17 protein-coding genes and 1 pseudogene are annotated in these 22,798 nt (G+C 57.2%); 8 read left to right on the top strand and 10 right to left on the bottom strand.

Features of this window, described 5'->3' with window-relative positions; translation table 11 throughout:
* The first annotated feature begins 331 nt into the window (after positions 1-331).
* The 3 genes from B7E11_RS23740 to B7E11_RS23730 all read left to right on the top strand — a co-directional run bounded on the left by B7E11_RS23740 (position 332) and on the right by B7E11_RS23730 (position 6,096).
* Entirely contained in the window at positions 332-2,305 is a 1,974-nt protein-coding gene (locus B7E11_RS23740) for a vWA domain-containing protein (protein WP_080839466.1), read from the top strand.
* Complete coding sequence (locus tag B7E11_RS23735) at positions 2,289-5,264, top strand: VWA domain-containing protein (RefSeq protein ID WP_080839464.1); 2,976 nt, start codon at positions 2,289-2,291, stop codon at positions 5,262-5,264. The genes B7E11_RS23740 and B7E11_RS23735 overlap by 17 nt, the downstream gene beginning before the upstream one ends.
* Positions 5,265-5,331: 67 nt before the next feature.
* Positions 5,332-6,096, top strand: coding sequence for a GNAT family N-acetyltransferase (locus B7E11_RS23730; protein WP_080839462.1), 765 nt, complete (start codon positions 5,332-5,334; stop codon positions 6,094-6,096).
* Between the two features lie 147 nt (positions 6,097-6,243).
* Here B7E11_RS23730 and B7E11_RS23725 read toward each other — a convergent pair whose 3' ends face one another.
* Genes B7E11_RS23725 through B7E11_RS23710 form a run of 4 tightly spaced genes read right to left on the bottom strand, consistent with a single transcriptional unit; the run spans position 6,244 to position 10,576 of the window.
* Positions 6,244-7,671, bottom strand: coding sequence for an ABC transporter substrate-binding protein (locus B7E11_RS23725; RefSeq protein ID WP_080839461.1), 1,428 nt, complete (start codon positions 7,669-7,671; stop codon positions 6,244-6,246).
* Between the two features lie 36 nt (positions 7,672-7,707).
* On the bottom strand, positions 7,708-8,802 hold the full coding sequence (locus tag B7E11_RS23720) for an efflux RND transporter periplasmic adaptor subunit (RefSeq protein ID WP_080839459.1): 1,095 nt from the start codon (positions 8,800-8,802) through the stop codon (positions 7,708-7,710).
* Positions 8,803-8,822: 20 nt separating this feature from the next.
* A complete protein-coding gene (locus B7E11_RS23715; protein ID WP_245809809.1) occupies positions 8,823-9,698 on the bottom strand; it encodes a carbohydrate ABC transporter permease in 876 nt (291 codons plus the stop codon).
* A complete protein-coding gene (locus B7E11_RS23710) occupies positions 9,695-10,576 on the bottom strand; it encodes a carbohydrate ABC transporter permease (protein WP_080839457.1) in 882 nt (293 codons plus the stop codon). Before B7E11_RS23710 ends, B7E11_RS23715 begins: the two co-directional genes overlap by 4 nt.
* A 162-nt stretch (positions 10,577-10,738) precedes the next feature.
* Here B7E11_RS23710 and B7E11_RS23705 point away from each other — a divergent pair, with 162 nt between their 5' ends.
* From B7E11_RS23705 to B7E11_RS23690, 4 genes are all read left to right on the top strand, one after another.
* The gene (locus B7E11_RS23705; protein ID WP_080839455.1) at positions 10,739-11,440 is read left to right on the top strand and encodes a response regulator transcription factor; all 702 of its coding nucleotides are present in this window, start codon (positions 10,739-10,741) and stop codon (positions 11,438-11,440) included.
* A complete protein-coding gene (locus B7E11_RS23700; protein ID WP_080839454.1) occupies positions 11,437-13,053 on the top strand; it encodes a sensor histidine kinase in 1,617 nt (538 codons plus the stop codon). Before B7E11_RS23705 ends, B7E11_RS23700 begins: the two co-directional genes overlap by 4 nt.
* Positions 13,054-13,291: 238 nt before the next feature.
* On the top strand, positions 13,292-13,648 hold the full coding sequence (locus B7E11_RS23695; RefSeq protein WP_139787293.1) for a DUF3502 domain-containing protein: 357 nt from the start codon (positions 13,292-13,294) through the stop codon (positions 13,646-13,648).
* A 373-nt stretch (positions 13,649-14,021) separates the two neighbouring features.
* Positions 14,022-15,371, top strand: a complete 1,350-nt coding sequence (locus tag B7E11_RS23690; protein ID WP_080839450.1) for a hemolysin family protein — start codon at positions 14,022-14,024, stop codon at positions 15,369-15,371.
* Between the two features lie 636 nt (positions 15,372-16,007).
* Here B7E11_RS23690 and B7E11_RS23685 read toward each other — a convergent pair.
* Positions 16,008-16,871: a copper amine oxidase N-terminal domain-containing protein gene (locus tag B7E11_RS23685; protein WP_338026313.1), complete on the bottom strand. Its 864-nt coding sequence runs from the start codon at positions 16,869-16,871 to the stop codon at positions 16,008-16,010.
* A 267-nt stretch (positions 16,872-17,138) separates the two neighbouring features.
* On the opposite strand from B7E11_RS23685, the pseudogene B7E11_RS23680 reads away from it, so the two are divergent.
* A pseudogene (locus tag B7E11_RS23680) lies at positions 17,139-17,717 on the top strand (IS110 family transposase); the annotation flags it as partial.
* A gap of 136 nt (positions 17,718-17,853) precedes the next feature.
* Here the strand turns inward: B7E11_RS23680 and B7E11_RS31045 are convergent.
* From B7E11_RS31045 to B7E11_RS23660, 5 genes are all read right to left on the bottom strand, one after another.
* A complete protein-coding gene (locus B7E11_RS31045) occupies positions 17,854-18,075 on the bottom strand; it encodes a DUF5348 domain-containing protein (protein WP_176220599.1) in 222 nt (73 codons plus the stop codon).
* 12 nt (positions 18,076-18,087) lie between these two features.
* Positions 18,088-18,891 (bottom strand): ExeA family protein, encoded by an 804-nt coding sequence (locus B7E11_RS23670; RefSeq protein ID WP_080839446.1) that lies wholly within the window; start codon positions 18,889-18,891, stop codon positions 18,088-18,090.
* Positions 18,888-20,270, bottom strand: coding sequence for a DDE-type integrase/transposase/recombinase (locus B7E11_RS23665; RefSeq protein WP_080832306.1), 1,383 nt, complete (start codon positions 20,268-20,270; stop codon positions 18,888-18,890). Before B7E11_RS23665 ends, B7E11_RS23670 begins: the two co-directional genes overlap by 4 nt.
* Positions 20,271-20,442: 172 nt before the next feature.
* On the bottom strand, positions 20,443-21,045 hold the full coding sequence (locus B7E11_RS31040) for a DUF6431 domain-containing protein (RefSeq protein WP_420830679.1): 603 nt from the start codon (positions 21,043-21,045) through the stop codon (positions 20,443-20,445).
* Between the two features lie 236 nt (positions 21,046-21,281).
* Positions 21,282-22,730, bottom strand: a complete 1,449-nt coding sequence (locus B7E11_RS23660; RefSeq protein WP_080839445.1) for a transposase — start codon at positions 22,728-22,730, stop codon at positions 21,282-21,284.
* Positions 22,731-22,798: the final 68 nt, after the last annotated feature.

Genomic DNA, 22,798 nt, shown 5'->3' with positions numbered 1-22,798 from the left:
CAGTCAAAACGGTCGCGCCGGGCCGTTATTCGGCTAAACCGAGTCCAAGTTCGCAAATAACGGTCGCTTGAAGCCGTTATCGAGGAGCGGAGGGCAGGATTGGACGGAAGGTAGGCAAATAACGGCAGCAACAGGCCGTTATTGATGCTCGAAAGGCGAGATTGGACGGATAGAATACCAATGGCGGCCGCCTCGAGCCGTTGTCGATGCGCGGAGGGCGGGATTGGATGGAAGGTAGGCAAATAACGGTTGCACCGGGCTGTTATCGATGCGCGAAAGGCGGATGACCTCGCCGGGACGGCAATAAACAAACGGGAAAGGGGGACGGGGCATGGGCTTTCAATCGCTGGCCGGGATTGGGTTCGCGGCTTCGCTGCCGCTGATCGTTCTCCTCTATTTGTTAAAACGGACATATGTCGATACGCCGGTTCCGAGCAGCCTGCTATGGAGGCGGGCGCTCCGGGAGCAGGAAGCGAACCGGCCGTGGCAAAAGCTGCGGCGCCGGCTGCTGCTGCTGCTTCAACTGCTGGCGGCGGCTCTCCTGACGCTTGCGCTGATGGGGCCGTACGCGTCGGGTACGAGCGGCTCGGCGCGGCCGGTTGCCGTCGTGCTGGATACCTCGGCCAGCATGACGGCCGTCTCGCCCGAGGGAGACGGCGCGCAATCGGCGCTGCAGCTTGCGAAGCTGCGAATCGCGGAGTGGCTCGCCGAGCAGCCGGGCGCGAGGCCGGTTACGCTGATCGCCGCGGGAGATCAGCCGGTCGTTCTCGCGTCCGCGCAAAGGGATCGCGAGGCGCTCGAAGCCGCGCTCGAGGCGGCGCGGCCGAATTACGGCCGCGCGGATCTGGCGGCGGCGCTGTCGCTTGCGGATGCGACGCTTCGCGGCGAGGCGGAAGGCGAAATCTGGCTGCTGACCGACGGCAAGGCAAGACAGCAAGTAGAGGCAAGCGCGGCCGGCGAGGTTACGGCGAACCCGCTTCGCGTGACGGAGATCGACAGCGGCCGGGCCAATGTGTCGATTGCGGCATTCGGCGTGCGCGGCGAAGCCGGAACGGACACGGCGGCCGCCGTCGTCACGCTGATGAACCGCGGGCTCGAGCCGTTAAGCGGCACGCTCGCCGTTCGCGCCGAGGGCGTTCCGGAGCCGGCCGAAGAGTCGGCGACGTTTGCACTGGAAGCGGGCGAGCAGCGATCCTTCCGCTTCGACCGGCTTCCCGCCGCCGAATTCTACATGGCGACGCTCGGCCGGATCGACGGCTACGCGGCGGACAATACGGCTTACGCTTTTTCCGCCGCGCAGGCCGCCGGCCGGGCGCTGCTGGTCGGCGAAGGCAATTTGTTTCTGGAGAAGGCGCTGCAGCTGGCGGGCGTTCAAGTCGTGCGCGCCGATCCGGCCGGCTTCGAACCCGACGGGACGATCGCGGACACTGTCGATTGGGTCGTGCTGGATGGAGCGGACGAGGAGACGCTTGCGTCGGATGAATGGCGGAAGCTGATCGGCTCGAAGCCGGTATGGCGAATCTGGTCGGCGGAAACGCCTCCCGCAGGCGGAGAAGCCGTCGCGCCGGCGAACGGGGAAGCCGAAGTCGGGGACCATCCGGTCGTCCGGTATTTAACGTTCGGCGACGTGCACATATCCCGGCTCGTCAAGCCGGCTCCCGGCTCGCCCGCATTCGGCGATCCCGTCGTGACATACGGGGGCGTTCCCGCCGTCTACGCGGGAATGACGGACGGGAAGCCGGGGCTCGTTTTTGCGTTCGGCTTGCAGGATTCGGATTTGCCGCTGCGGACGGAGTTTCCGATTCTGATCGCGCAGGCGTCGGAATGGATGGGCGGGGGATCTTCGGCGAATCTCGGGCAGGCCGTCGCCGGAAGCCAGCTCGACGTGCAATTCGTTTCCGAAGCGGCGGATGCCCGTTGGAAGGCGATAGCGGCGGAGGAGGGGGTTCCGACAACGGAGCAGGAGACGACGGCCATTGCAAGGACGCCCGAAGGGGGCTTGTCGGGCTTGCAAACGGCGCCGCCCGTTCCCGGCCTGTACCGGCTCTCCATCCTGGACGCCTCCGGGCGGGAGCTGGCCGGTCCGCTGCTTGCCGTCGCCGCGGATCCTGCCGAGAGCATGGCGGCTCATGGTTCGGAAACGGAAACGGGCGGACAGCCGGCAACGGAAAACGAGGCGCCTGCCGCAGCCGACGAAGTTGCGATTCTGGAGGACCGAACGTCGTTCGTTCCTTGGATTGCGGCCGTTCTGCTGCTCTTGCTTGCGCTGGAATGGGGGGTGTACCGACGTGGGACTGTCGTTTGATACGCCTTGGGCGCTGCTGCTGATGGTGCCGTGCGCGATTTTCGTATGGTGGACGATCCGGCACACCCCCCGGCTGACGGGAGGACGAAAGAAGCTGGCCGTTGCCGTCCGGGCGCTCATTCTCGCGCTGCTCGTCGCCGTTGCGTCCGGACTTTCGCCTTACTTGCGCATGGACCATCGCGCCGTCGTGTTCGTGGCCGACCGCTCGGCCAGCGTCGGAGAGGAAGAGCGGCTCGCCGGCTGGATCGGAGAGGCGCTTGCCGCCAAAGGCGACAGCGATCGCGCGGCCGTCGTCTCCTTCGGCTTGAACGCTTCGGTGGAGCGGACGCTGTCGGTCGACGAAACCGACGTCTTTTCGCTTCGGACCGAAGCGAACGATTCTTTTTCCAACATTGCGGGCGGTCTGCAGCTTGGTTCGGGCTTGCTTGGCGAAGGCGGCAAAATCGTGCTTTTGTCGGACGGGGAAGAGAATGTCGGCGACTTGCTCCGGCAGGGCGAGCTTTTGAAAAACCGGGGAATCGCCGTCGATGTCGTCGCGCTGCCGAAACGGGAGCTGAGGGATGCGGCGGTCGAGTCGCTTCGGGTGCCGGCGGATCTGAACGCGGGCGAAAAATTTTCATACGAAATTACGGTTTCCAGCACGTTCGCCGGCGAAGCGGAGCTTCGGCTGTACGAGGAAAATACGGAAAAATTCCGCAGCGTCGTCGCTCTCGAAACGGGGGAAAACCGCTTCGCGTTCCAGGATGTGGCCGAAACCCCCGGCTTGCATCGCTATCGGGCGGAAATTTACGCCGCCGGGGACGAGAGAGGCGAAAATAATGCGAACTACGCGTTCAGCCGCGTCGACGGCTTGCCGCGAGTGCTGATCGTCGAAGGAGAAGAAGGCACGTCCGGCAACATGGCGGGAGCGCTCGAGGCGTCGCTTATTCCGTACGATATCCTTTTGCCCGAACAGCTTCCGGCGGAGCTGGCCGATTACGCGAGGTACGACAGCATCGTGCTGAACAACGTGCCGGCGACGCGGATCGCGGAAGCGCCGATGATGCATCTCGGGGCGGCCGTCCGCGACTACGGAATCGGGCTGGTCATGGCCGGAGGCTCGGACAGCTACGGTCTTGGCGGCTATTACAAAACGGAAGTGGAACGGGCGCTTCCCGTTTACATGGATTTGAAGGGCAAGCGGCAAATGCCGTCTCTCGGCCTCATTCTCGTTATCGACAAGTCGGGCAGCATGGACGGCGGCAAGCTGGAGCTGGCGAAGGAAGCGGCGCTGCGCACGGTCGAGCTGCTGCGCGAGGACGACACGGTCGGCGTCATCGCCTTCGACGGCTCGCCTTGGTGGGTTCAGGAGCCGGTGAAGCTGACGGACCGGGATGCCGTCGCAAGCGTGATTCAAGGCATCCGGCCGGACGGCGGCACGGAAATTTATACGGCCGTAAGCAGCGCCTTGAGCCGAATGCTGGAGGTCGAGGCGCAGCGCAAGCATATTATTTTGCTGACGGACGGGCAGTCGGCGGGGAACGGGAGTTACTCCGCTTTGACGGATACGATGAACGATAACGGCATTACGATGTCGACGGTCGCCGTCGGCAACGGGGCCGATACGGCGCTGCTGGAACGGCTCGCCGGCGATGCGAACGGGCGCTACTATTTTACGAACGATCAAAGCACGATTCCGTCCATCTTCAGCCGGGAGACGACGCTGATGTCGCGGACGTACATCGTCGAAGATCGCTTCGTTCCCCGGCTCGGCAGGGCGGGCGATTGGGCTTCCGCTTTCGCCGGGGGCGTGCCGGCCGTCGACGCCTACGTCGCGACGACGGCCAAAGAGACGGCCGACGCCGTCTTGCTGACGCCGATGGGCGATCCGCTGCTCGCGCGCTGGCAGTACGGATCGGGCCGGAGCGTCGCCTGGACAAGCGACCTGAAAGGCGAATGGGCGGGCGAGTGGACGGGATGGGACCGTTTCCCGGACGTTTTTGCCCAATGGGTCAAATGGACGTTTCCGCAGTTTAACGGCGCTCCGTACGACGTGGAGGCCGATTGGCAGGGCGGAGAGGGCAGCGTCACGATCCGGGAAACGACCGCCTCGGCCGGGAGCGCGACGGAGCTGAACGCCGTGGTCACGGGGCCGGACGGCGAGCGGACGGAGCTGACGCCGCTGCCGGTCGCGCCGGGCGAGTATGCGGGCGGCTTGCCGCTGTCCGGTCCCGGCGTCTATATGATGCAAATTGGGAAAAACGGGGAAAGCGGCGGAACGACGAGCGGCTTCGTCATCCCATACGCTCCCGAATACCGGCTGACGGAGGGCGGCGGGGAGGACAAGCTGCGGCGGCTGGCGGAGCTGACGGGCGGGCGCGTGCTGGACGCGGCCGAACCCGGCGAAGCGTTCGCGGGCGAGCGGATCGCGCATCGCCGAACGATCGACATCGACCGGGCGCTGCTCGTCGCGGCGCTGCTGCTCTGGCTGCTCGATATCGCCGTGCGCCGCGTTTCGCTGCCGTGGGGCCGGGTTTCGGCCTGGCTGCGCGAACGGCTGCCTTTCGGGCGGGGCACGGTCGCCGGCGGGGCCGGGCCGGCGGCCGCGGATGCCGCGCTTGCCCGGCTGCAGGAGCGGAAAAGCCGCTCGCGCGCCTCCCGCTTCGGCGGGGCGGGAACGGGCGCGTCCGGCGCGCCGGCCTCGAACGGGTCCGCCCCGCAACCGTCCGCGGCGAAACCTTCCGCCGCCGGGTCCGCAACATCCGGACCGGCCGCGAGCCCCCCGCCCGAGCCGGAAGCCCCCGCTTCGGCCGCCGCGTCCGGTATCGCGGGCAAGAGCAAAAAGCCGTCGCCGCGGACGGAACCCGAACGGACGCCCGATCGCCGGACGCCGCCCCAAGCTCCCGCGCCGGACAACCCGGCGGCGGAAGAAGATGCGATGAGCCGGCTGCTCGCGGCCAAAAGGCGCAACCGGCGCTAACCTCGAACGAGAAGGCTTGAGAAGGCTTGAACCTGAATTTTTCGCGTACGGGATGGAGGTTGTCAGCTTGGGCTGGATCCGTATGACAAGCGATCAAATCGAGACGGAACACATTTGCTGCGCGCTTGGGACAAAATCGTACGAGCGCGCCGTAGCCGAGAAGAAGCAGTGGCTCAAAGACCGGATGGACGAAGGATTGGTTTTTTATCGCTTGGATGAACGCGCGAAAGTTTTTATCGAATATATGCCCGCCGAAAAGGCGTGGGTGCCGATTTGCGCGCCGAATTTCATGTACGTCCATTGTTTGTGGGTTTCCGGCAGGCATCAAAACAACGGGTATGCGAAGCAACTGCTGGACTACTGCAAAAACGACGCGATCGAGCGGGGGATGGATGGTATCGTCCATATCGTCTCGAACAAGAAGCTCCCTTTTTTAAGCGATAAAACGTTCTTCGAACATATGGGCTTCGAGGCCGTCGATCGGGCCGAACCCTATTTTCAATTAATGGCGTTAAGATGGAACGAACGGGCCGTCGTCCCCACCTTCAACAAACGGGCGCGGCTCTCAACGGATGACGAAGGCATCTCCGTCTACTACACGGCTCAGTGCCCGTTCGCCGTCGGCGTCCTCGAAGAACTGAGCAAAGTGGCGGCGGCAAGAAACGTTCCGTTTCAAGCGCATCGCATGACGAAGCGCGAAGAAGCGCAAAACGGGCCGACGATTTGGACGACGTTCGGCCTGTTTTACGACGGGAAATTCGTGACGCACGAAATCGTGAGTCCGAACAAGTTCGACCGGATGCTGACCCGGCTGATTGCGGAAAAGGGATAGTACCGACGAAGCATGATAGAGCAGGCCAAAATGAAAAGAGTCTCATCGAGTCGCTCGAAATGTTTGCTTGGAAAAACGCCCGGAAAGCCAACTGACCATGGCTTCCGGGCGTTCAACATTTAATGGGGTTAACGACCAATCGCCTGCTTACTCGTTCAAATACGTGTCGATCCGGTTGGCGAGCGCCCCGGAGACCGCTTCCGCCGTCTTGCTGCCGGAGAAGAAGGCGGCGGTTTCTTCGGCGATCATGCCCAGCACTTTCGGATCCCGGTTGCCGTACTTGCCGACGGAAGGAATGAAGTCGAGCACCTTTTGAATATCTTCATCGGTGATCGTCGGCTTGACTTCTCCGGATTCGTTGCGAAGCGTGATTTTCGGGCCGTCTTTCCCGCTTGCGCTTCCTTCAAGCAGCTGTCTGGTTTCGGTCAGCTTGGCGCTCAACGCGGCCTTGTTCACGGGAAAGTTCATCATCGCCTGATCGGCCTGCATTTCTTCGGAAAGCAGGAACTTGACGAAGGACCATGCCTCGTTTTTGACATGCGATTTGGCGTTCAGCCCGAGCACCTGGTTCGATTTGAACGGAATGCCTCCGCCGTCGCCCGTTCCGGGAGGCTGGAGCATGTTTTTTTGTCCGCTCATCGTAGGGACTAACAGAGCGTTCATCGGCGAATCCAGACTTTCGGAGGAGAAGGCCGTATTTTGCGCGCCCATCATGTCCGCCGTCGCCAGACCGTCGTCGTATAGCTTCTTGATCTTCTCCATGTACGCTTGGAATGCGGCTGCATCGAAGGAAGCGGAGCTTCCGTCCCGCTTGACCAATTGATCGTAGGTCGTTTCGACGAGGAAGGCGAGCAGCATCTCCGGCGACATTCTGGAAATTCCGTATTTCCCGTCGGCTTTCGTTTTGTTTAATAAATCGACGAATTGATCCCATGTCCATGTTTGTTGATCGAGACCGTTTTGCGTTAAAAACGCCTCGTCGCCGAGCATAACTTCCAGCGCGAAAGAGGTGGGGATGCCGTACCAGCCAGTATCGTCCGTAACGGCGCTTAAGACGTTCTCGTAATAGTCGGATTTCGCAAAGTCTGCATCCTGTTCGGCCAGTTCGTTCCAGTCGGCGAGCAGCCCCTTTTCCGCATACTTGTCGATAGGGAGATATTCCGCCGAGATGATGTCCGACGCCTGACCGGACATTATCGCCGTATTGACGCTGTTCGCGTATTTTTCGATGTCCTCCGCATTCGTTTCCGAACCCGCTTTCCATTCCTTCTTCACGATCATTTGATCCCCGCCGCTCGTATCCGCGGGCACGGTTTCGACGATTTGAACGTCGATGTCGGGGTGGGCGGCTTCGAAAAGCCGCTCCGCTTGCGTCAGAAATCGGTCCTTCGTCATGACGGACATCGTGACGACCGTTTTGCCGTCCGAGGTTTTCTGCGCGACGCCGGGGGCGGCCGGCGTTTCGCCCGCGTTCCCCGATTCGTTTCCGTTTTGCCGCTGTCCCGAGCATGCCGCGAGCGCGGCGCATAGCAGAAGAAGACCGATCGAATGCCAGCCTTTTGTCCGTTTTTTCATTTCGTTTCCTCCCTGTTTCAATCCTAAGTTTTAAGTTCAGGATGAATATCTGACGCGATCTCCGTCGCTGATCGGCTCGCTTGCGTCCGTTACGAAGCGCTCGTCCGGCATCAGCCCGTCGGCGACGACGGTGTCGCCGTTTTCATCCTTGACGGTCACATACGTTTTGCTGACGTAATGGGCGGCGCCGAGCGGTCCGTCTTTTTCCGTCAGGGTAAAGACATAATAGCCGTTGGTGTCGCTATGAAGCGCGGATTTCGGGATTTGCAGGCCGAAAGACGGGCTTTGGTTGCGGATCTCGACGGCGGCTTTCAGGCCCGGCGACAAGTCGGCGTCCTTGAGCCCGAACGTAATTCGCTTGTTGGCGTTGCCGTCGGCATCGGCCGCCGCGTCCTCGATGTTCGAGATGATCCCGTCGACGTTCCGCGGCGGCGTCTCGTCCAGCTGAACGGACACGCTGTCGCCGATGCGAAGCATGGAGGCTTCGTCGCTGTCGGCCGTAATGGAAAACGTATAGCCGGAGACGTCGTCGGCGACGGAGACGGCCGGCTGTCCGCGGTTAGCTGCGACGCCCTCGGAAACGTTGATCTCGGTCACGATGCCGTCGACGGGGGACTTCAGCGTGCGGCCTTCGTCGATCAGCTTTTTCAGGTCGTCGATTTCGCGCTCCAGCACCTGCATATCGAGCCGATGGATTTCGATGTCCCGTTTCAGGTTCTCGACGCCGGCTTCGTCGCCGCTCCGCAGCATCGTTTTCAATTGGTCCGTCATCTTGCTCAATTGCAGTTGCTTCTGTTTGTAGCGGGTCTGCTGGTCCTCGAGCGTTCGTTCGGTCGAAGCCGTGTCGAACTCGACGAGCGGATCGCCTTTTCGGACCCGGTCGTTTTTCTCGACCCGAATGTTCTCGACCGTCCAATCTCCCGAGGCGAATAGCTGCGCGACGTGCGCAGGCTCGAGAAAGCCGTCTCCCGTCACGATCAGGTCGAGACCGCCCGTGGCGGGCTTCTCGACGGACACTTTCGGCAGCGAAAGCCCCTGAATCGTGTTGGACAAAAACGTCAGCGCCAGCAAAGCCGCGAAAAAGAGGCCGATCGTCAGGCGAAGCGTCTTTTTGCGTCGTTCCGTTTGCAAGCGGTTCTCCTTTCTTCGGGCTACCCCTTGATTCCCGACATTTGAATGCCTTCCACCAGATGCTCTTCGCCGTACAGGAAAATGAGCACCATCGGCGTCATGTACAGCACCGACGAGGCGAACGCGACGCCTCCGGCGCCCTCCGCAATACTTGCCAAATATACGGACAGCGGCTGGCGAATCGGCTCCGTCAAAAACAGGAGCGGCTGTTCCACCATGTTCCAGTTGTCCACGAACGACAGCAGGAAAAGCGCGGCAATGCCGGGCTTCGCAAGCGGCAGGGCGATGCGGGCAAACGCGCGAATGGGGCCGGCGCCGTCGATTTTGGCCGCTTCGAGGTAAGGGGCGGGGACGCCGGCCATGAACTGCCGCATGAGAAACACGCCGAACGGCGCGAAGATGCCGGGCAGGACGATCGCGCCGTAGCCGCCGAGCAGGCCGAGTTTTTCCGCCACGAGGTAATTCGGGACAAGCGTGACCTGAAACGGCATGAGCATCGTGAGCAAGTAAACGAAAAACAGCTTGTCCCGGCCGGGAAAGGCGAGCTTGGCGAACGCGAATCCCGCCAGCGTGCCGACGACGGTTTGGCCGATCACGATCGGGAGCGTGAGCTTCGCCGAATTCCAGAAATGCAGCAGAAACTTCGGCCGCTTCAGCAGCACCTCTCCGAATTGCGAGAGCGTCGCGTTCTCCGGCACGAGGCGGATGGCGGCGTACTTGCGCGCGGCGGTCTGCTCCTCGCCGCTTAGCGCCTCGTAATGGCGGCCGATTTCCGCTTCGGACATGAAGGCGTTGGCGACGGTCAGCACGACGGGGAACAGCACGGCCAACGCGATCGCGAGCAGAAACGCCAGTTTCAGCGCCATGATCGGCTGCCGCAAAGCGGTTGCCATCATTCCGTCATCCCCCTTGAACGCGCCTCCAGCCGGAACAGCGCGTATATCGTCGCTCCGATCACGATCGCAAGCAAAACGGCCGCCGCCGTCAGCTTCGAATAATTCAGCGCCTGAAACATGTTGTTCATAAAGTGCTGCAGCGTGTAAAGGCTGTCGTGCGGATAGGCGCCGGCCACCAAATACGTTTCGCGGAACACTTTGAACGATTGGACGATGCTCATGACGACGACGAAAAAGGAGGTCGGCGCAAGGCCCGGCCAGGTGATATGCCGAAAGCGGCTCAGCCTGCCCGCGCCGTCGATCGAAGCCGCTTCGTACTGCTCCGCCGGAATGTTGGCGAGTCCCGCCAGAAACAGGACGAGGTTGTAGCCGGCGTTTTTCCAGAGAAATACGGCGAGCATGACGACGAACGCCCATCTCGTGTTCATCCAGTCGACCGGAGCGAATCCCCAATGGGCCAACAGCCCGTTCAGCGCCCCGTTCCAATGAAACAGCGTTTGCCACACCAGAATGACGGAGGCGACCGGGACGACGAGCGGCAGCAAAAACGCCGTTCGAAGCGGCTGCCGAAGCGGCATGTTCGCTTGAAGGAGCAAGGCAAGCCCGAGAGAAACCGCGAACAGCAAAGGGACGCCGACGCCGGCGAACGCCAGGGAGTTCGCGAACGCTTTGCGAAACGAATCGCTGGCCCATAGACTCCGGTAGTTCTCGAAGCCGGCGAAATTTCCGTTTGCGGGATTGTCGATTGCCGAATAATACGCGACCGAACCGAACGGAACGATGAAAAACAGCAGAAATCCGGCCAGTCCGGGAGCCAGAAACAGCAGCACGTACGGCGCGTCCCGCCGGTAATGTCGGCGAAGCCGGCTCAGGTTCATCTCCTCCTTCCTTCGGGCGGCTCCAGGCGCCCGGATGCATTTCGCTCATCATCATAGCCGCGCTATGTGACAGCCGTGTGACAGGCCGGGGCGTGACAAAGCCGAACGGCCCGTCTTACAATAAAGCTGCATCAAAAGCGGAACGGTTCGGGGAAGGGAAGGATGAGCTTGAAGCCGAAGGTGTTGATCGTCGAGGACGAACGGCGGATTCGGGAATTGATCGCCGATTATTTGGAGGAGGAAGGCCTGGGCTGGCGCGAATGCGCCCGCGGCGACAAGGCGTTGGAGGCGTTCCGGAAGGAAGCGCCCGATCTCGTGATTTTGGATATTTTGATGCCCGGGCTGGACGGGTATGACGTGTGCGAAGCGATTCGCGCCGAATCGGACGTGCCGATCGTGTTTCTGACGGCCAAGTCGGAAGAGGACGACAAGCTGCTCGGGTACGATCTCGGGGCCGACGATTATATGACGAAGCCGTTCAGCCCGAAGGTGCTGGCGGCGAAGGTGAAGGCGCTCTTGAAGCGGGCGGAGGCCGCGAAAAAAGCGGAAGGCGGGGGCGCGGCCGGCGAACGGCTGGATATGGGGGAACTGACGCTGGATGTGACCGCGAGGGAAGCGGCGCTTGAGGGCAAGCCGCTGACGCTTTCGCCCAAAGAGTTCGACCTGCTGCTGCATTTCGTCCGCAACCGCAACCGGGTGCTCAGCCGCGACATGCTGCTGAACGCGGTGTGGGGGTACGACTACGAGGGCGACATCCGGACGGTCGACACCCACGTGAAACGGCTGCGTCAGAAGCTGGGAGACCGCGCGGAGTGGATCGCGACGCTGAGGGGCAATGGGTACCGGATGAAGGTGACGCCGTGAATGCGGTCGTGAAAAACTGGAAGCACTCCGTCGCGCTCCGGCTGTTCGCCATTACGTTTCTGGTCGTCATGCTCATTCTTGGAGGACTGCTGCTGGTGCTTGCGGGAAGCTTTTCCTCGTTCTACGAGCGCCGCCAGATCAAGGACATCGCGGCGCAAATGAACGTCGTGCGGGACCGGTTCGTGTTGGAAGGCGCGGCGTTGTCCGGAGCGGGATTCCCCCCGTATTTCTTCGAGTTCGAGGACGATTACTATGCCACGATCGCCCTGGTGACGTTTGAAGAGGGCGGCATGCTCATTAGGCGAGGAAGACCGGCCGAAGAGGAGGCCGAAGCGATGGAGCCGGGCGTGTCGATATGGCCTTCCCTTCCGGGCTACGGTCCCGGGGAGGAAGATCGCCAATTCATGCTTGGCCTGCAGGAGTGGCGCCAGGATGAACAAGCGTTCGCCAAGGTCGTCCTGCAGGGGGAGACGCTGGTGTACCGCGCCAAGGGGATCGGGGAGAACCGGGCCGGGGCGGACCAGCTGATCGTCGTCGCCCCGGTCGCGGCCGAGGGACAGACCGTGAACGTGCTGTTCGCCGTATCATCGCTTCGGCCGGTCATCGGGGCGGCAAGCGTCATCCGCGACTTTTCCGGGTACGCGTTCGGCGTGGCGATCGTGCTCGTTCCGCTTCTCGCGTTCCTGTATGCGCACGTGCTGACGAAGCCGCTCCGCTCCTTGAACGAGCTGGCCGGGAGGCTCGCTTCGCTCGATTTTTCGCATCGCTTCCGGTGGCGCCGCAAGGACGAAATCGGCGAGCTTGCGCGGACGTTCGACTTTCTGGCGGATAACCTGGAGCGGGCGCTGTCGGAGCTGCACGAGGCGAACGCCAAGCTGCGCAAAGATATCGAGAGGGAGAAGCGGCTGGAGCGGATGCGGCGCGATTTCGTCGCCGGCGTTTCGCACGAGCTCAAGACGCCGCTCAGCCTGATCGGCGGCTATGCGGAAGGCTTGCGGGACAATATCGGGGACGGGGCGAAGCGGGAGCGCTATGCGGACGTCATCATGGAGGAGACTAGGCGCATGTCCGCGATCGTCGGCGATATGCTGGACTTGTCCCATCTCGAGGCCGGGCAGTACCGGTTGAAGCTGGAGACGTTCGATGCCGCGGAGCTGCTCGAGGAGGCGGCGGAACGGGCGGAAGCGCTCGGGGCGGAGCATGGCGTACGGGTGAGATTGGAGCTGACGGAAGATGCGGACGGCCGCATCGAAGTGGCGGCGGACCGGTTCCGGATCGGCCAGGTGCTGACCAATCTGGTGACGAATGCCGTTCGGCACGCGCCGGAAGGCGGAGCGGTAACGCTGACGGCTTTTCAGGCCGGCGGAGAATGGTTTTTCCGGGTTCACAACGAAGGCGAGCCCATACCGGAGGAGGAGCTGCCCCGCATTTGGACGCAATTTTACCGCGTCGACAAAGCGCGGGACCGCGAGAGCGGCGGAACCGGGATCGGGCTTGCCATCGTCAAGCAAATTCTCGATTTGCACGGCAGCCGTTACGGGGCGCGCAACGAGCGGGGCGGCGTGACGTTCGCGTTCTCGCTTCCTGCGGCGGCGGGCGCCCGACAGCCATAGCCGAGCGAAAGAGGCTGCTGACATGCCGGCATTTGCGGTAATCTTTCGCAATAGCGGCCTTTCTCGACCGTTATTTTGGTTGGGCGGGGCTTTCCGGCCTTGCACCGGCTAAGTAGCGGCCTCCAAAGTCCGTTATTTGTTCATGGAGGGAAATCTCGCAATAGCGGCTTCCCGTAACCGCAATGACATACGAGCACTCCTGCAAAGAGCAAAGTCGGTCCTTCAGGCGGTTCCGCAAATGCTTTTGTATGATATTTCACACAAAAATTCACCATTTACCCCTTCCGCGAAGGCATTTGTACGATTTATCATACAAAGTCAGCCCTTCAGGCGATCATGCACACAATTTTGTATGATATTTCATACAAAAAACCATTATTTATCGCTTTCAAAAAGATACTTGTATGATTTTTCATACAAAGTCGGCCCATCTGGCGGTTCTGTTTTTGCTTGGCAGGATCTTCTGGCTTCGGGAACGTCCGACCTCGACAAGACGCTGCCGGAATTTCTCGACAAGTTGAAAAAAGCGGGGGCCGAAAAGATCGTTGCCGAAAAGCAAAGGCAGCTGGACGAATGGAGAAAGACAAACGTCTGACGGATTTCGTTAAAAAGCGATTTGACACAGGCCGGGTTTTTCTAGTATCATAAATTCTATATTTTTGGGAAAGAGGTTTTTTGCGCGCCATGCATGATTCGGATGACCCTGACAGTAGCAACTGCGAGTCTGAGCGAAGCAACAGCGTTTTCTTGATGCGATGGAATAAGATTCAAGAAATAACAGGCATAACCTGCGTCCGCAAACCGGACGGCGGGTTATGCCTTTTCGTTTATTTCTTGGCTTAGAATAAATCAATCCGGGTTCAGGAGATGGGGGAAATGAGTTTCGGGAACACGAACTTATCGGTCCGAACGTTTCATGACGACGAAAAAAGCAAATGATTGAATTATAGCGGAGGGGGCGACATCTTTTGTTCGAATTATTGATCATCGTTGTTCTTATTTTGATTAACGCGTTTTTTGCCGCGTCGGAGATTGCGCTGATTTCGCTTAACGACAATAAAATTCGGCTGATGGCCAAGCAGGGCCATCGCAAAGCGAAGCGGATCGTCGGTTTGCTGGGCGAGCCGAGCCGATTTCTGGCGACGATTCAGATCGGCATCACGCTTGCCGGATTTTTCGCCAGCGCCTTTGCGGGCGAAAGCTTCGCGGGCGACCTGGCGGATTATTTGATCGGTCTGGGCGTCTCGATTTCCCCGGCCGTGTTGAGTACGATTTCGCTGATCGTCATCACGCTGGTACTCTCCTATTTTCAACTCGTTCTCGGGGAACTGGTGCCTAAACGCGTGGCGATGAAAAAAGCGGAAGCCATGGCCATGTTTGCGGCCGATACGCTATACGTTCTTTCGAAAATAACGGCTCCGTTCGTGAAGCTGCTGACGGCCTCGACCAATATGCTCGTCCGCTTGTTCGGCATCGATCCGAATGCCAACGACGAAGAGGTGTCCGAGGAAGAAATCCGGATGATGCTGGATACCGGAACGGAGCGGGGGACGATCCAGGCCAGCGAAAAGCTGATGATCAACAATATTTTCGATTTTGACAATATGACCGTGTCCGACATTATGACGCATCGGACCGACGTGCTGGCGATCCCGATCGATGCCGACCGGCAAACGGTGGCGGACCTGGCGGCGAACGAGCAATATACGCGCTATCCCGTATACGAGGAGTCCATTGACAACGTCATCGGCATTTTGCACATCAAGGACTTGATCCGCTACATGCGAAACGAAGACGATCGTCCGTGGAACTTGCTGGAGCTCGTGAATACCGCTTACTTCATTCCGGCATCGAAGAAGACGAACGTTCTGTTCGAAGAACTGCAGCAGAACCGCGTCCATATGGCGATTGTCGTCGACGAATACGGCGGCACGGCCGGGATCGTGACGATGGAGGATTTGCTGGAAGAGATCGTCGGCAATATTTACGACGAGCATGACGACGACGAGCTTGATTTCGAGGAGATCGAGGAAGGCAGCTATCTGTTCAGCGGCACGATGTCTCTCGACGATGCTCAGGATGTGCTTGGCATTCGCTTGCCGGTAGAGGAGTTCGATACGCTCGGCGGATTCATGGTCGGCCAGCTGAAGCGGATTCCGACCAATCAGGAGAAGCCGCAGTTCGATTACGGCGGCTATACGTTCGCCGTCCGCGAAGTCGGCCAGCGCCGGATCCGCAAGCTGGCGGCCTTCAGAATCGCCGGCGCGGCGGCTGGGAATGAGGCGGCGGCCGACGAAGGCGCCGGGCGCGAGGAGTAGCTTTTTGCGTAACAGGGCCGCGACACTGATCGATCCCAAATGGTCGAACGGCGTCGCGGCCCTGTTTTATTCGTTAGACCGTAACGTTCAAATAAGCGCCCATTCCGGTTCGTTCAACGATTTCGGCGAGAAATCCGCCGTTAATAGTTTACATAATAATAAATATGTATTATTAAAAAAACAATCGTCATTTGGTCGATACAATTGAGAAAGGGAATTTTTCAATTATCGAAACGGATTGCTTGAAGAAAAGTTCTCAGGAATATTTCATTGTGGCTAGGAAGATTTGAGGAGAGCTTCAAGGTATATAATCTTTTTCACAAAACCCGTATTTTATACATATGTCGGTATGTGTCGAAGGACTCCGACCAATTGCTTCTTTCTCGTATTTTTGTCTAATGACACAAATCACTCCCCAATGACCCCTCAATAAAGGGTTTGACACAAATGCGCCCTCAATCATATAGGTAAGCGTCAAATAGCCCCCACCTAGCGGTCGAGGTCCGCGGGGCGCTCTTTACCGACTACTGCGAGCATTCGTGAGAAAACTACATTTTACCGAGGGAGCGCAACAAAGGCCGCTGATCAATCCCATCGGCAGCCTCGTTTTCTTGGGTTATTAAGCTGTCGTACCCTTTACGGAGCAGTATTGCTGATCTGCTTTAGAAACCCGTTCTTTGAGGCTGTATCAATTAATTGCAATATCTCTAGACTTGCGGCGTAGTTAAACCTATACCATTGGTTTTCATTCCCTTCATAAATCAAAACTTCAGGATCCCCATCAACTGGTAGGGATCTAGCTAAAGAATAAATGTCAAAACGTTTGATGCTGTCCCCTTCTAGGTCTAAAAAGTCATATTGTCCAGCTTTATAGTAGTCACCAGAGTTGGGGAGACTACTCGGGGATAAATTAGAAGGTGCTTCAACCTTCTTGCCTTTGTTTTCTACAAAAATATTATATATTACTTCATTATAGCTATTCCCATTGATTTGATTTACTACGCTGCCCATAGTCAGGTAGTATTCTTGTTGCAATGCTTTCACCGTCACACCATCGATAATCAATGGCTTGGTTTCGACGGTTACTGCATTGTTACTATAACTGACATCGGAACCGAACGCCTCTGCAATAAAACGAAGCGGAACCATCGTGCGATTATTCTTTAGATAGGGTTTAGCATCAAACAGCACCGTTTTACCATTTATGACTGCCTTATTGCTATTCAGCTGTAAAATTACCTCCACATTGCTTTTTGTGAGCACGACTGCCGAATCCAACCAGTTGACCGTAGCTCCCAGATTTTCACTGATAACACGTAGAGGTACCATAGTTCGGTTATTCTTCATATCGGGACTTACATCGGAGGAAATGGCGATCGTTGTGGCATCGTCTTGATTTTTCATAAGTATTTTCACGGGTTCGGCGGCGTAAACGGATGATGCGAAGATCAGAAGGCATAGCGCGGCAACTGCAGAGATAAGCTTTTTCAAAACGTTCACTCCTTATCTGATGTATTTCTTATGGTTAGACGTTGAAGGTGTGGTTAAAGTTGTTGCGGCCTAAAGTACATCCACATCCTTTATTGAGCAAATCTGCCCTTTCGTATTATGAGGTCAGCCAGTTATTACTGGTTGATCCTTTTTTATTTAGGGTCGACGATTGTGGGTAGCCGGGTCGAACGTACCTGCCCGTGGGACCTGATCCCGTCAGCTATAATGTTCACCCCCTACTTGTTACTACCATGTTTGAGGCTGGTTGGGACTCAGATCCCGTACCTGGAGGAACACCGGTACCCATACATCGTCATTAATCCGCTGATCTCCAATCGATTAAGAAAAACAAATCTTCGCAAGGTGAAGACGGATGCCGCGGACGCTTACCTTCTAGGTGAATTGTATTACAAAGAGGAGTTTCAGAACTTTCGAAAAAGAGGAGTTCAACTGCTTAATTTGCGCTATTTAACACGTCAACACGAAGCCCTGTCGAACATGTGCGTCCAAACGAAATTGCAATTCCAAGCGGTCCAAGATCAGGTTTTTCCTGAATATAAGGGCGTGCTCGGAGCCATTTACTCTAAAGTATCGCTTCAGTTCTTAAGCCAGCTCCCCACTTCACAAATGGTTTTACAGACTGACGTGACACTGCTCAAATCCAGCATTTCCTCCCTGCTTTCTTCAAGGCGGGGGCGTTCTGACGCTTGGATTGATGAACGTGCTCAAAGGCTTCTGGAAGCGGCTAAAAAAAACCCGTTCAAACATACTATGTATTCGAGCCACCTTGTTAATTTAAGGATGCTTATAACCCTAATCCTTCAATACCAGGAGCATCTTGCTGAATTGGAACAGTGTCATCAGCCACTTTAATTGACGGTAGATTCGGAACCGCCAATGACGGTGGCTTTTTGCTTTCCTCACCGCCGTTTCGGAGACAATTATATTTCGCCTTTGTTTGTCGGCGTAAAAAAACTGCTCCGAAGAGCAGTTAGAACAGCGGTCGGACGCGGTACTTGGCATGTCGGTGGAGCCAGAACTTCGAATTTCCAAACTTCACGTACCAGTCCGTATCGAGCTCAAGGTTGGATGGCAAGAAGTGCTTTCCTACTTGAATCATCACGGCATCACCACAACGTAGCGAGCAAAGCAACTCTTCTCCATCGTACACGTTCCAACGCTCGGTATCTCCATGAAATCGTATCTCATTCATATTTGTCATCCCTCACTGTTCCTTAAATTCAGCTAGGATCCTCGTCACATGGACGGTATCAATCATTTTGTCTTTTCGCAGCACTGCATCCAGAAGCGCAGCGGTGCAGACGTTATTTATCTCTCGGCATATCCCCCGAGCATGCGCGTATATGGCGTCCATCGCTTCTGTCGTAAACACCGGCCCTGTATTTCCGGCAACCTCCAATTGGTGGGAGATGTAATCGCGGCACTCCTCGAGCGACAAGCCTTCCAAATGAAAACGCACGTTCATCCGCTGTGTAATCGGCTTGAAGATTCTCAGTTGCAACGTGGCCTGTAGTTCCGGCTGTCCAATGAGCAGCAGGGCAAGCGGCGAAATCGAGTCCATACGAAAATTCGTCAAAAAGCGTATTTCTTGCAGCATGTCTCCTGAAAGCAGGTGCGCTTCATCCACGACAATAACGGCGACCTTCTGCTGGTTCTCGTACAAATCCCATACGAGGTGCTGGAATTGCCGTTTGGCTTCGCTGCGCAGAAACTTGGGCGGCAAGCCGAAGTGGTGGAGGAGTTCACGGTAAAAGTCCCTTGGTTTCAGATTCGCATCCGACAGATAGATAAACCGGTACTTGTTCGGATCCAGTTGGTCTTTCAAGTAGCGAACGGCTGTCGACTTGCCGCAGCCAATTTCACCGGTGACGCAGCCAATCGAGCGAGTCATCACCATATACTGCATCCGTGCTACACATTCTTCGAATCGCTTGGAGCGGTGCAGATGCCGTGTTTCAATCTCCCGGGTGAACGGAACGCGCTCCCACCCGAAGAAACCACGAATCATGAGCGATTCACCTCTTTCATCGCTCGCGAAAGCGCAGCGCCTTGCGCTTCGCGGGTCTGCCGTTTCTGTTCTTCCACCAATAATTCCACATAGTTGAGGCCCGTCTTCGGCGGTTGCATGACGGCCTTCGGTTCATCCTGCTTCGGCCGGTTTTTCGGATCGCGGAGCTTCATTGGCTTCGCGTCTTCATAGCGCTGGCCGTCCTTCCACACCTGGATGACGGACAGGTCGTGCGGATCGAATCGCACCTGAATCTTCGAGCCGGCAAGCTCTGTCTGGACCTCGAATATCGTGCCCAGCAGCGAGATGCATCCCGTTTTGTCCACTTTGCGGGATTCCTCCAGCAAGAATACTTCTATGAGTTCATGCGGCGGCAACATGCGAATCGGGTGGTCGTCTTTTTGGTATCGGTCGACTGGGCGCTGCTTAAAGCTGTTGTGGACTTTCTGGTGGTAAGCAATCTCAAGCCACGCCGAGAAGAATCGATTCAAATCGTTAAGCGTCTGGATCTTCCCTTGTTCAATCAGGTCGTATGCCTCCGGCACAAAGCTCTGGTCGACAAATCGGAAGAACTTTTCTTGCTTCCCGCGTCCCATAGGACGTCCGGGGCGAGTATGCTTAAGCTCTGCCCCCAGTCGCCCGCAAATCCGCTCAAAATGGTGTGAAGAATAGATGGCGCCGTTATCGACATAGATCATTTCCGGCACTCCGTTCTTTAAAATCGCCTTCTTCAGGCAATCCTCCAGCCGGGCCACACGTTCCTCGAAATAGAACTGGCCATGCACAACGAAGCGAGAGTAATCGTCAATGAAAATAACCAGATAGGCCATGACCTTCTTGCCGGGCTTGTCCGGATGCGGAAGGTAAAGGGTATGCTGCACATCGCCTTGCCACATGCTATTTCGGTGCGTGGCTTCAAACCGGCGAAAGTGGCTCCACCCCGTATTCAGTAACGCTTTGCGCGTGACGCCGCGGCGGCGAAGCTGCTTGCTAAGCGTGCTTTCTTTCAGGGTGCCGGGGGCCACGAATGCCGCCAGTTCCAGAATCGCAATAATCTGCCTGACGCTTCGGCCGGGTTGCTCCTGCTTTAAGGCAATCGCTTTGGCAAGCACATCCTCGGGGATTTCCCTGGTCGTGAGTTTGTCTGCTCGGACGGAGGGCAACAGCGCCTCCCATCCGCCTTCGCGATACGCTTTTAAATATCGCTCAAGCGTTCGTAGACTAATTCTCCTTCGCTGTCCCGACGACGTTTCATACTCATGGCTTACAATTTCGCGCATCAACGCCATCTGTTCTCCGGGATCCAATTTGCGGCTAACCAGTGATGCAATTAAGCCATAACGGAAGTTGGCTTCTTGCTGCCTTGCTTGCTCATCCATGCTAAATCTCCTCTCCCTGTGGTCTATGAGAGTATCGCATAGACGCTAGAAGCCAGGGAGGGCGCATATTTTGTGGGATCAGGAGGGCAACTTGCCGTCCAGGCGATTTTTAAAGCAATTTTGGAGGCGATTTTCGTTTGCCTTGCTCCTTGGCGGTGGATGCTGAAGGGATTTATAAGCGTGATGCTACAGGTAACCTCGCATTTAGAAACGTCCAATAGCCCCGTCTGGATGCGCCAGCGGGGATGAATCGGGGTAACAGTTTGTCCAGCCAATCCAATGTATCCATTGGCGTTGGGTTCATCATGGTGGGGTAAAGGTGGAGCATATCCGTGTCGTCCCCCTGGGCTACGAGTTTCCCAGCAACCCATAGTGCTGCATCCGCTGCGCGGCGCAGATGTCTTGCCCACCAGCGTTTCAACGTACGGCGGCTATAACGCACGGCAGGAGTTGTTGTGCTTTCTGTCGTCTGCCGCCAAGAGAATCCCTTGTGCTTGCGCTTTAATGCCGCTTCTCGCACCCAAGTCGCATACCGGGCCCATGGAATCAGGAACTCCGGCAGGAGGGAGATTGTTATTCTACAGGTAGGACAATATCGACGGTAGATCGGGATCTGGATGACCTCATGCTTCGTCACAATTCCTCGCCAATAACGACCGTGTTTATGGAGAAGCCGACCGCAGTTTTCACAGCAGAGCTGGACGTCAGGAGATTGATTTCCGAATGTGCGTAAATAAGCCTTGCAAGAAAGGCCGAAATAAAGTATTTTTGACATGATGAAGTGAATGCTCCCGGGGATCCTCGCCAAAGGTTCGGGAGCATTTTCCTTTTTAATCGACAATAGCCTAATCCACCGTCATTGTACAGAAGGGATTAGGCTATTGTCGGCTGTTTATTCGGTTTGGCTCCGCCACACCGAATGGCGAATTCATGCCTTTTTCCCGCCATAAAGTCAGGCGGCGAACATAATAGACGGGCAGCTTTTGCATGAAACTCTAAAAGTCCGGTGATTTAGGTCAGTTGTAACCGTCTCTTCGGCATAAAAAAAGAGGAAAACAACCCAACCAGCGCCGAAATGAGCAGGTCCGACACTGCCTCCATCATCACGGATTTCGGTTTTGGACATGCCAAAACACCGGTTTGTGGTCGCTTTTTCTTAAACCGGCACAGTCTTTTCAGATTTTGAACGATGGCCGTGAGCACCGCCTGCTCTTGCATGCAGTCCAATCCACGGCTCCGTGCGCGGCCCAGGCCATGCGCGACTTTGCTTTCGGCAAACACATGCTCGCACCGCGTCCGCAACTTTTGCAGATGACGGTAAGAACCCATAAGCTGAATTCGTTTGGCTTTGTTTCGAATTTGGATTTCCCGGATTTTGGCCAGCCGTTTGCGTTGTTTCTCCGGATCGTTCGTTTGACGTTTCCAAGCAGGTACATCTTCCAGTGTCAGGTTGCGAAGCGAAACCAGGGGAACAATCCCTTGCTCGAACAACGCTTGCAGATAATCTGTCGTACCGTAGGCTTTATCGGCAGAAAGCGTCCGAATCCGGATTTGCGGATGGGCAAAACGGATCGCGAAGAGCTGCCGCAAGCTCGTTTCACGCTCAGCCGTTCCGGACGCGATGCTCGCTTGCGTAGACAGAATGACGCCGGATTTGATATCCGTCACATCATGCACCAAATACCGCAAATGCGCTTCCTGACCGTTGCTCTTTTTGTACAAGCGGGCATCCGGATCCGTTACGCTGCGGTGGGTCTTGTTCGAGAACGTTTTGCCATGAAAATCTTCATGCGTCGCTTCGTCTTCCAGCAGCCGCTCTTTTTGCGCGGGCGGTGCGGGCGGCTGTCGGTCATCATCGGAATCATGGGCGACACCACCGGTCTCTTCATCTTGCCGGGCGATGCGAGCCAAATAGTCTTCAATCGACTCCACCGGGGCCAGGGTGATTTCTTTCAAGCTGTGAATGGATGCGTTGGCCCGTACCTGGGTGCCGTCGACGCCGACATGCACATCGGGTTGGACCAGTCCCGCGGCGATGCACTGATCGACGACATGTTTCATCAGCTTCTCAAAAACACCGTGCGTTCGCCACAATTTCCGGGTCTTCACCAAGGTCGTCCGATCCGGCAGGGACGGCCGCGATGAGTCCGGGCGCACGACGGATTCGAAATCCAGTCCGCAAAACCACAAATAGCCCGCATGCATGGGCAACAGTTGATACAATTCCCGTTCGGAATGGTTGAACAAATACGAAAGCAGCATCAGTCGAACCATCCGCTCCGGGTCAGCCGCCGGGCGGCCGGTACGTTCCGTATATAGAGGCGCCACCCAATCATGAACGATGGAAAAATCAAGCGCTTCGTTCAGTTGGCGCAGGATGTGCTTTTTCGGCACGAGTTCATCCATATCCACGAATTGGAACATCTGAGGCTGGATAGCCGATGACTTGCGGGCTTTCATACCTAATCACTCTTTCGATAGTCGTGTTACGATATTAATTCGACAAAACCGTGATAAAAGCCTGCTTA

Source organism: Cohnella massiliensis, assembly GCF_900169535.1.
GTDB classification, from domain to species: Bacteria; Bacillota; Bacilli; order Paenibacillales; family Paenibacillaceae; genus Cohnella; species Cohnella algarum.
Note: the sequence above shows the minus strand (reverse complement) of the source record. Positions and strands in the feature narration are given on the sequence as shown.

What these genes read in the sequence shown, in the direction of transcription:
- B7E11_RS23660 (WP_080839445.1), bottom strand. Translation starts at nt 22,730, where the DNA reads ATGAAAGCCCGCAAGTCATCGGCTATCCAGCCTCAGATGTTCCAATTC.
- B7E11_RS31040 (WP_420830679.1), bottom strand. Translation starts at nt 21,045, where the DNA reads ATGTCAAAAATACTTTATTTCGGCCTTTCTTGCAAGGCTTATTTACGC.
- B7E11_RS31045 (WP_176220599.1), bottom strand. Translation starts at nt 18,075, where the DNA reads ATGAATGAGATACGATTTCATGGAGATACCGAGCGTTGGAACGTGTAC.
- B7E11_RS23740 (WP_080839466.1), top strand. Translation starts at nt 332, where the DNA reads ATGGGCTTTCAATCGCTGGCCGGGATTGGGTTCGCGGCTTCGCTGCCG.
- B7E11_RS23695 (WP_139787293.1), top strand. Translation starts at nt 13,292, where the DNA reads ATGCTTTTGTATGATATTTCACACAAAAATTCACCATTTACCCCTTCC.
- B7E11_RS23725 (WP_080839461.1), bottom strand. Translation starts at nt 7,671, where the DNA reads ATGAAAAAACGGACAAAAGGCTGGCATTCGATCGGTCTTCTTCTGCTA.
- B7E11_RS23665 (WP_080832306.1), bottom strand. Translation starts at nt 20,270, where the DNA reads ATGGATGAGCAAGCAAGGCAGCAAGAAGCCAACTTCCGTTATGGCTTA.
- B7E11_RS23710 (WP_080839457.1), bottom strand. Translation starts at nt 10,576, where the DNA reads ATGAACCTGAGCCGGCTTCGCCGACATTACCGGCGGGACGCGCCGTAC.
- B7E11_RS23715 (WP_245809809.1), bottom strand. Translation starts at nt 9,698, where the DNA reads ATGATGGCAACCGCTTTGCGGCAGCCGATCATGGCGCTGAAACTGGCG.
- B7E11_RS23670 (WP_080839446.1), bottom strand. Translation starts at nt 18,891, where the DNA reads ATGATTCGTGGTTTCTTCGGGTGGGAGCGCGTTCCGTTCACCCGGGAG.
- B7E11_RS23705 (WP_080839455.1), top strand. Translation starts at nt 10,739, where the DNA reads ATGAGCTTGAAGCCGAAGGTGTTGATCGTCGAGGACGAACGGCGGATT.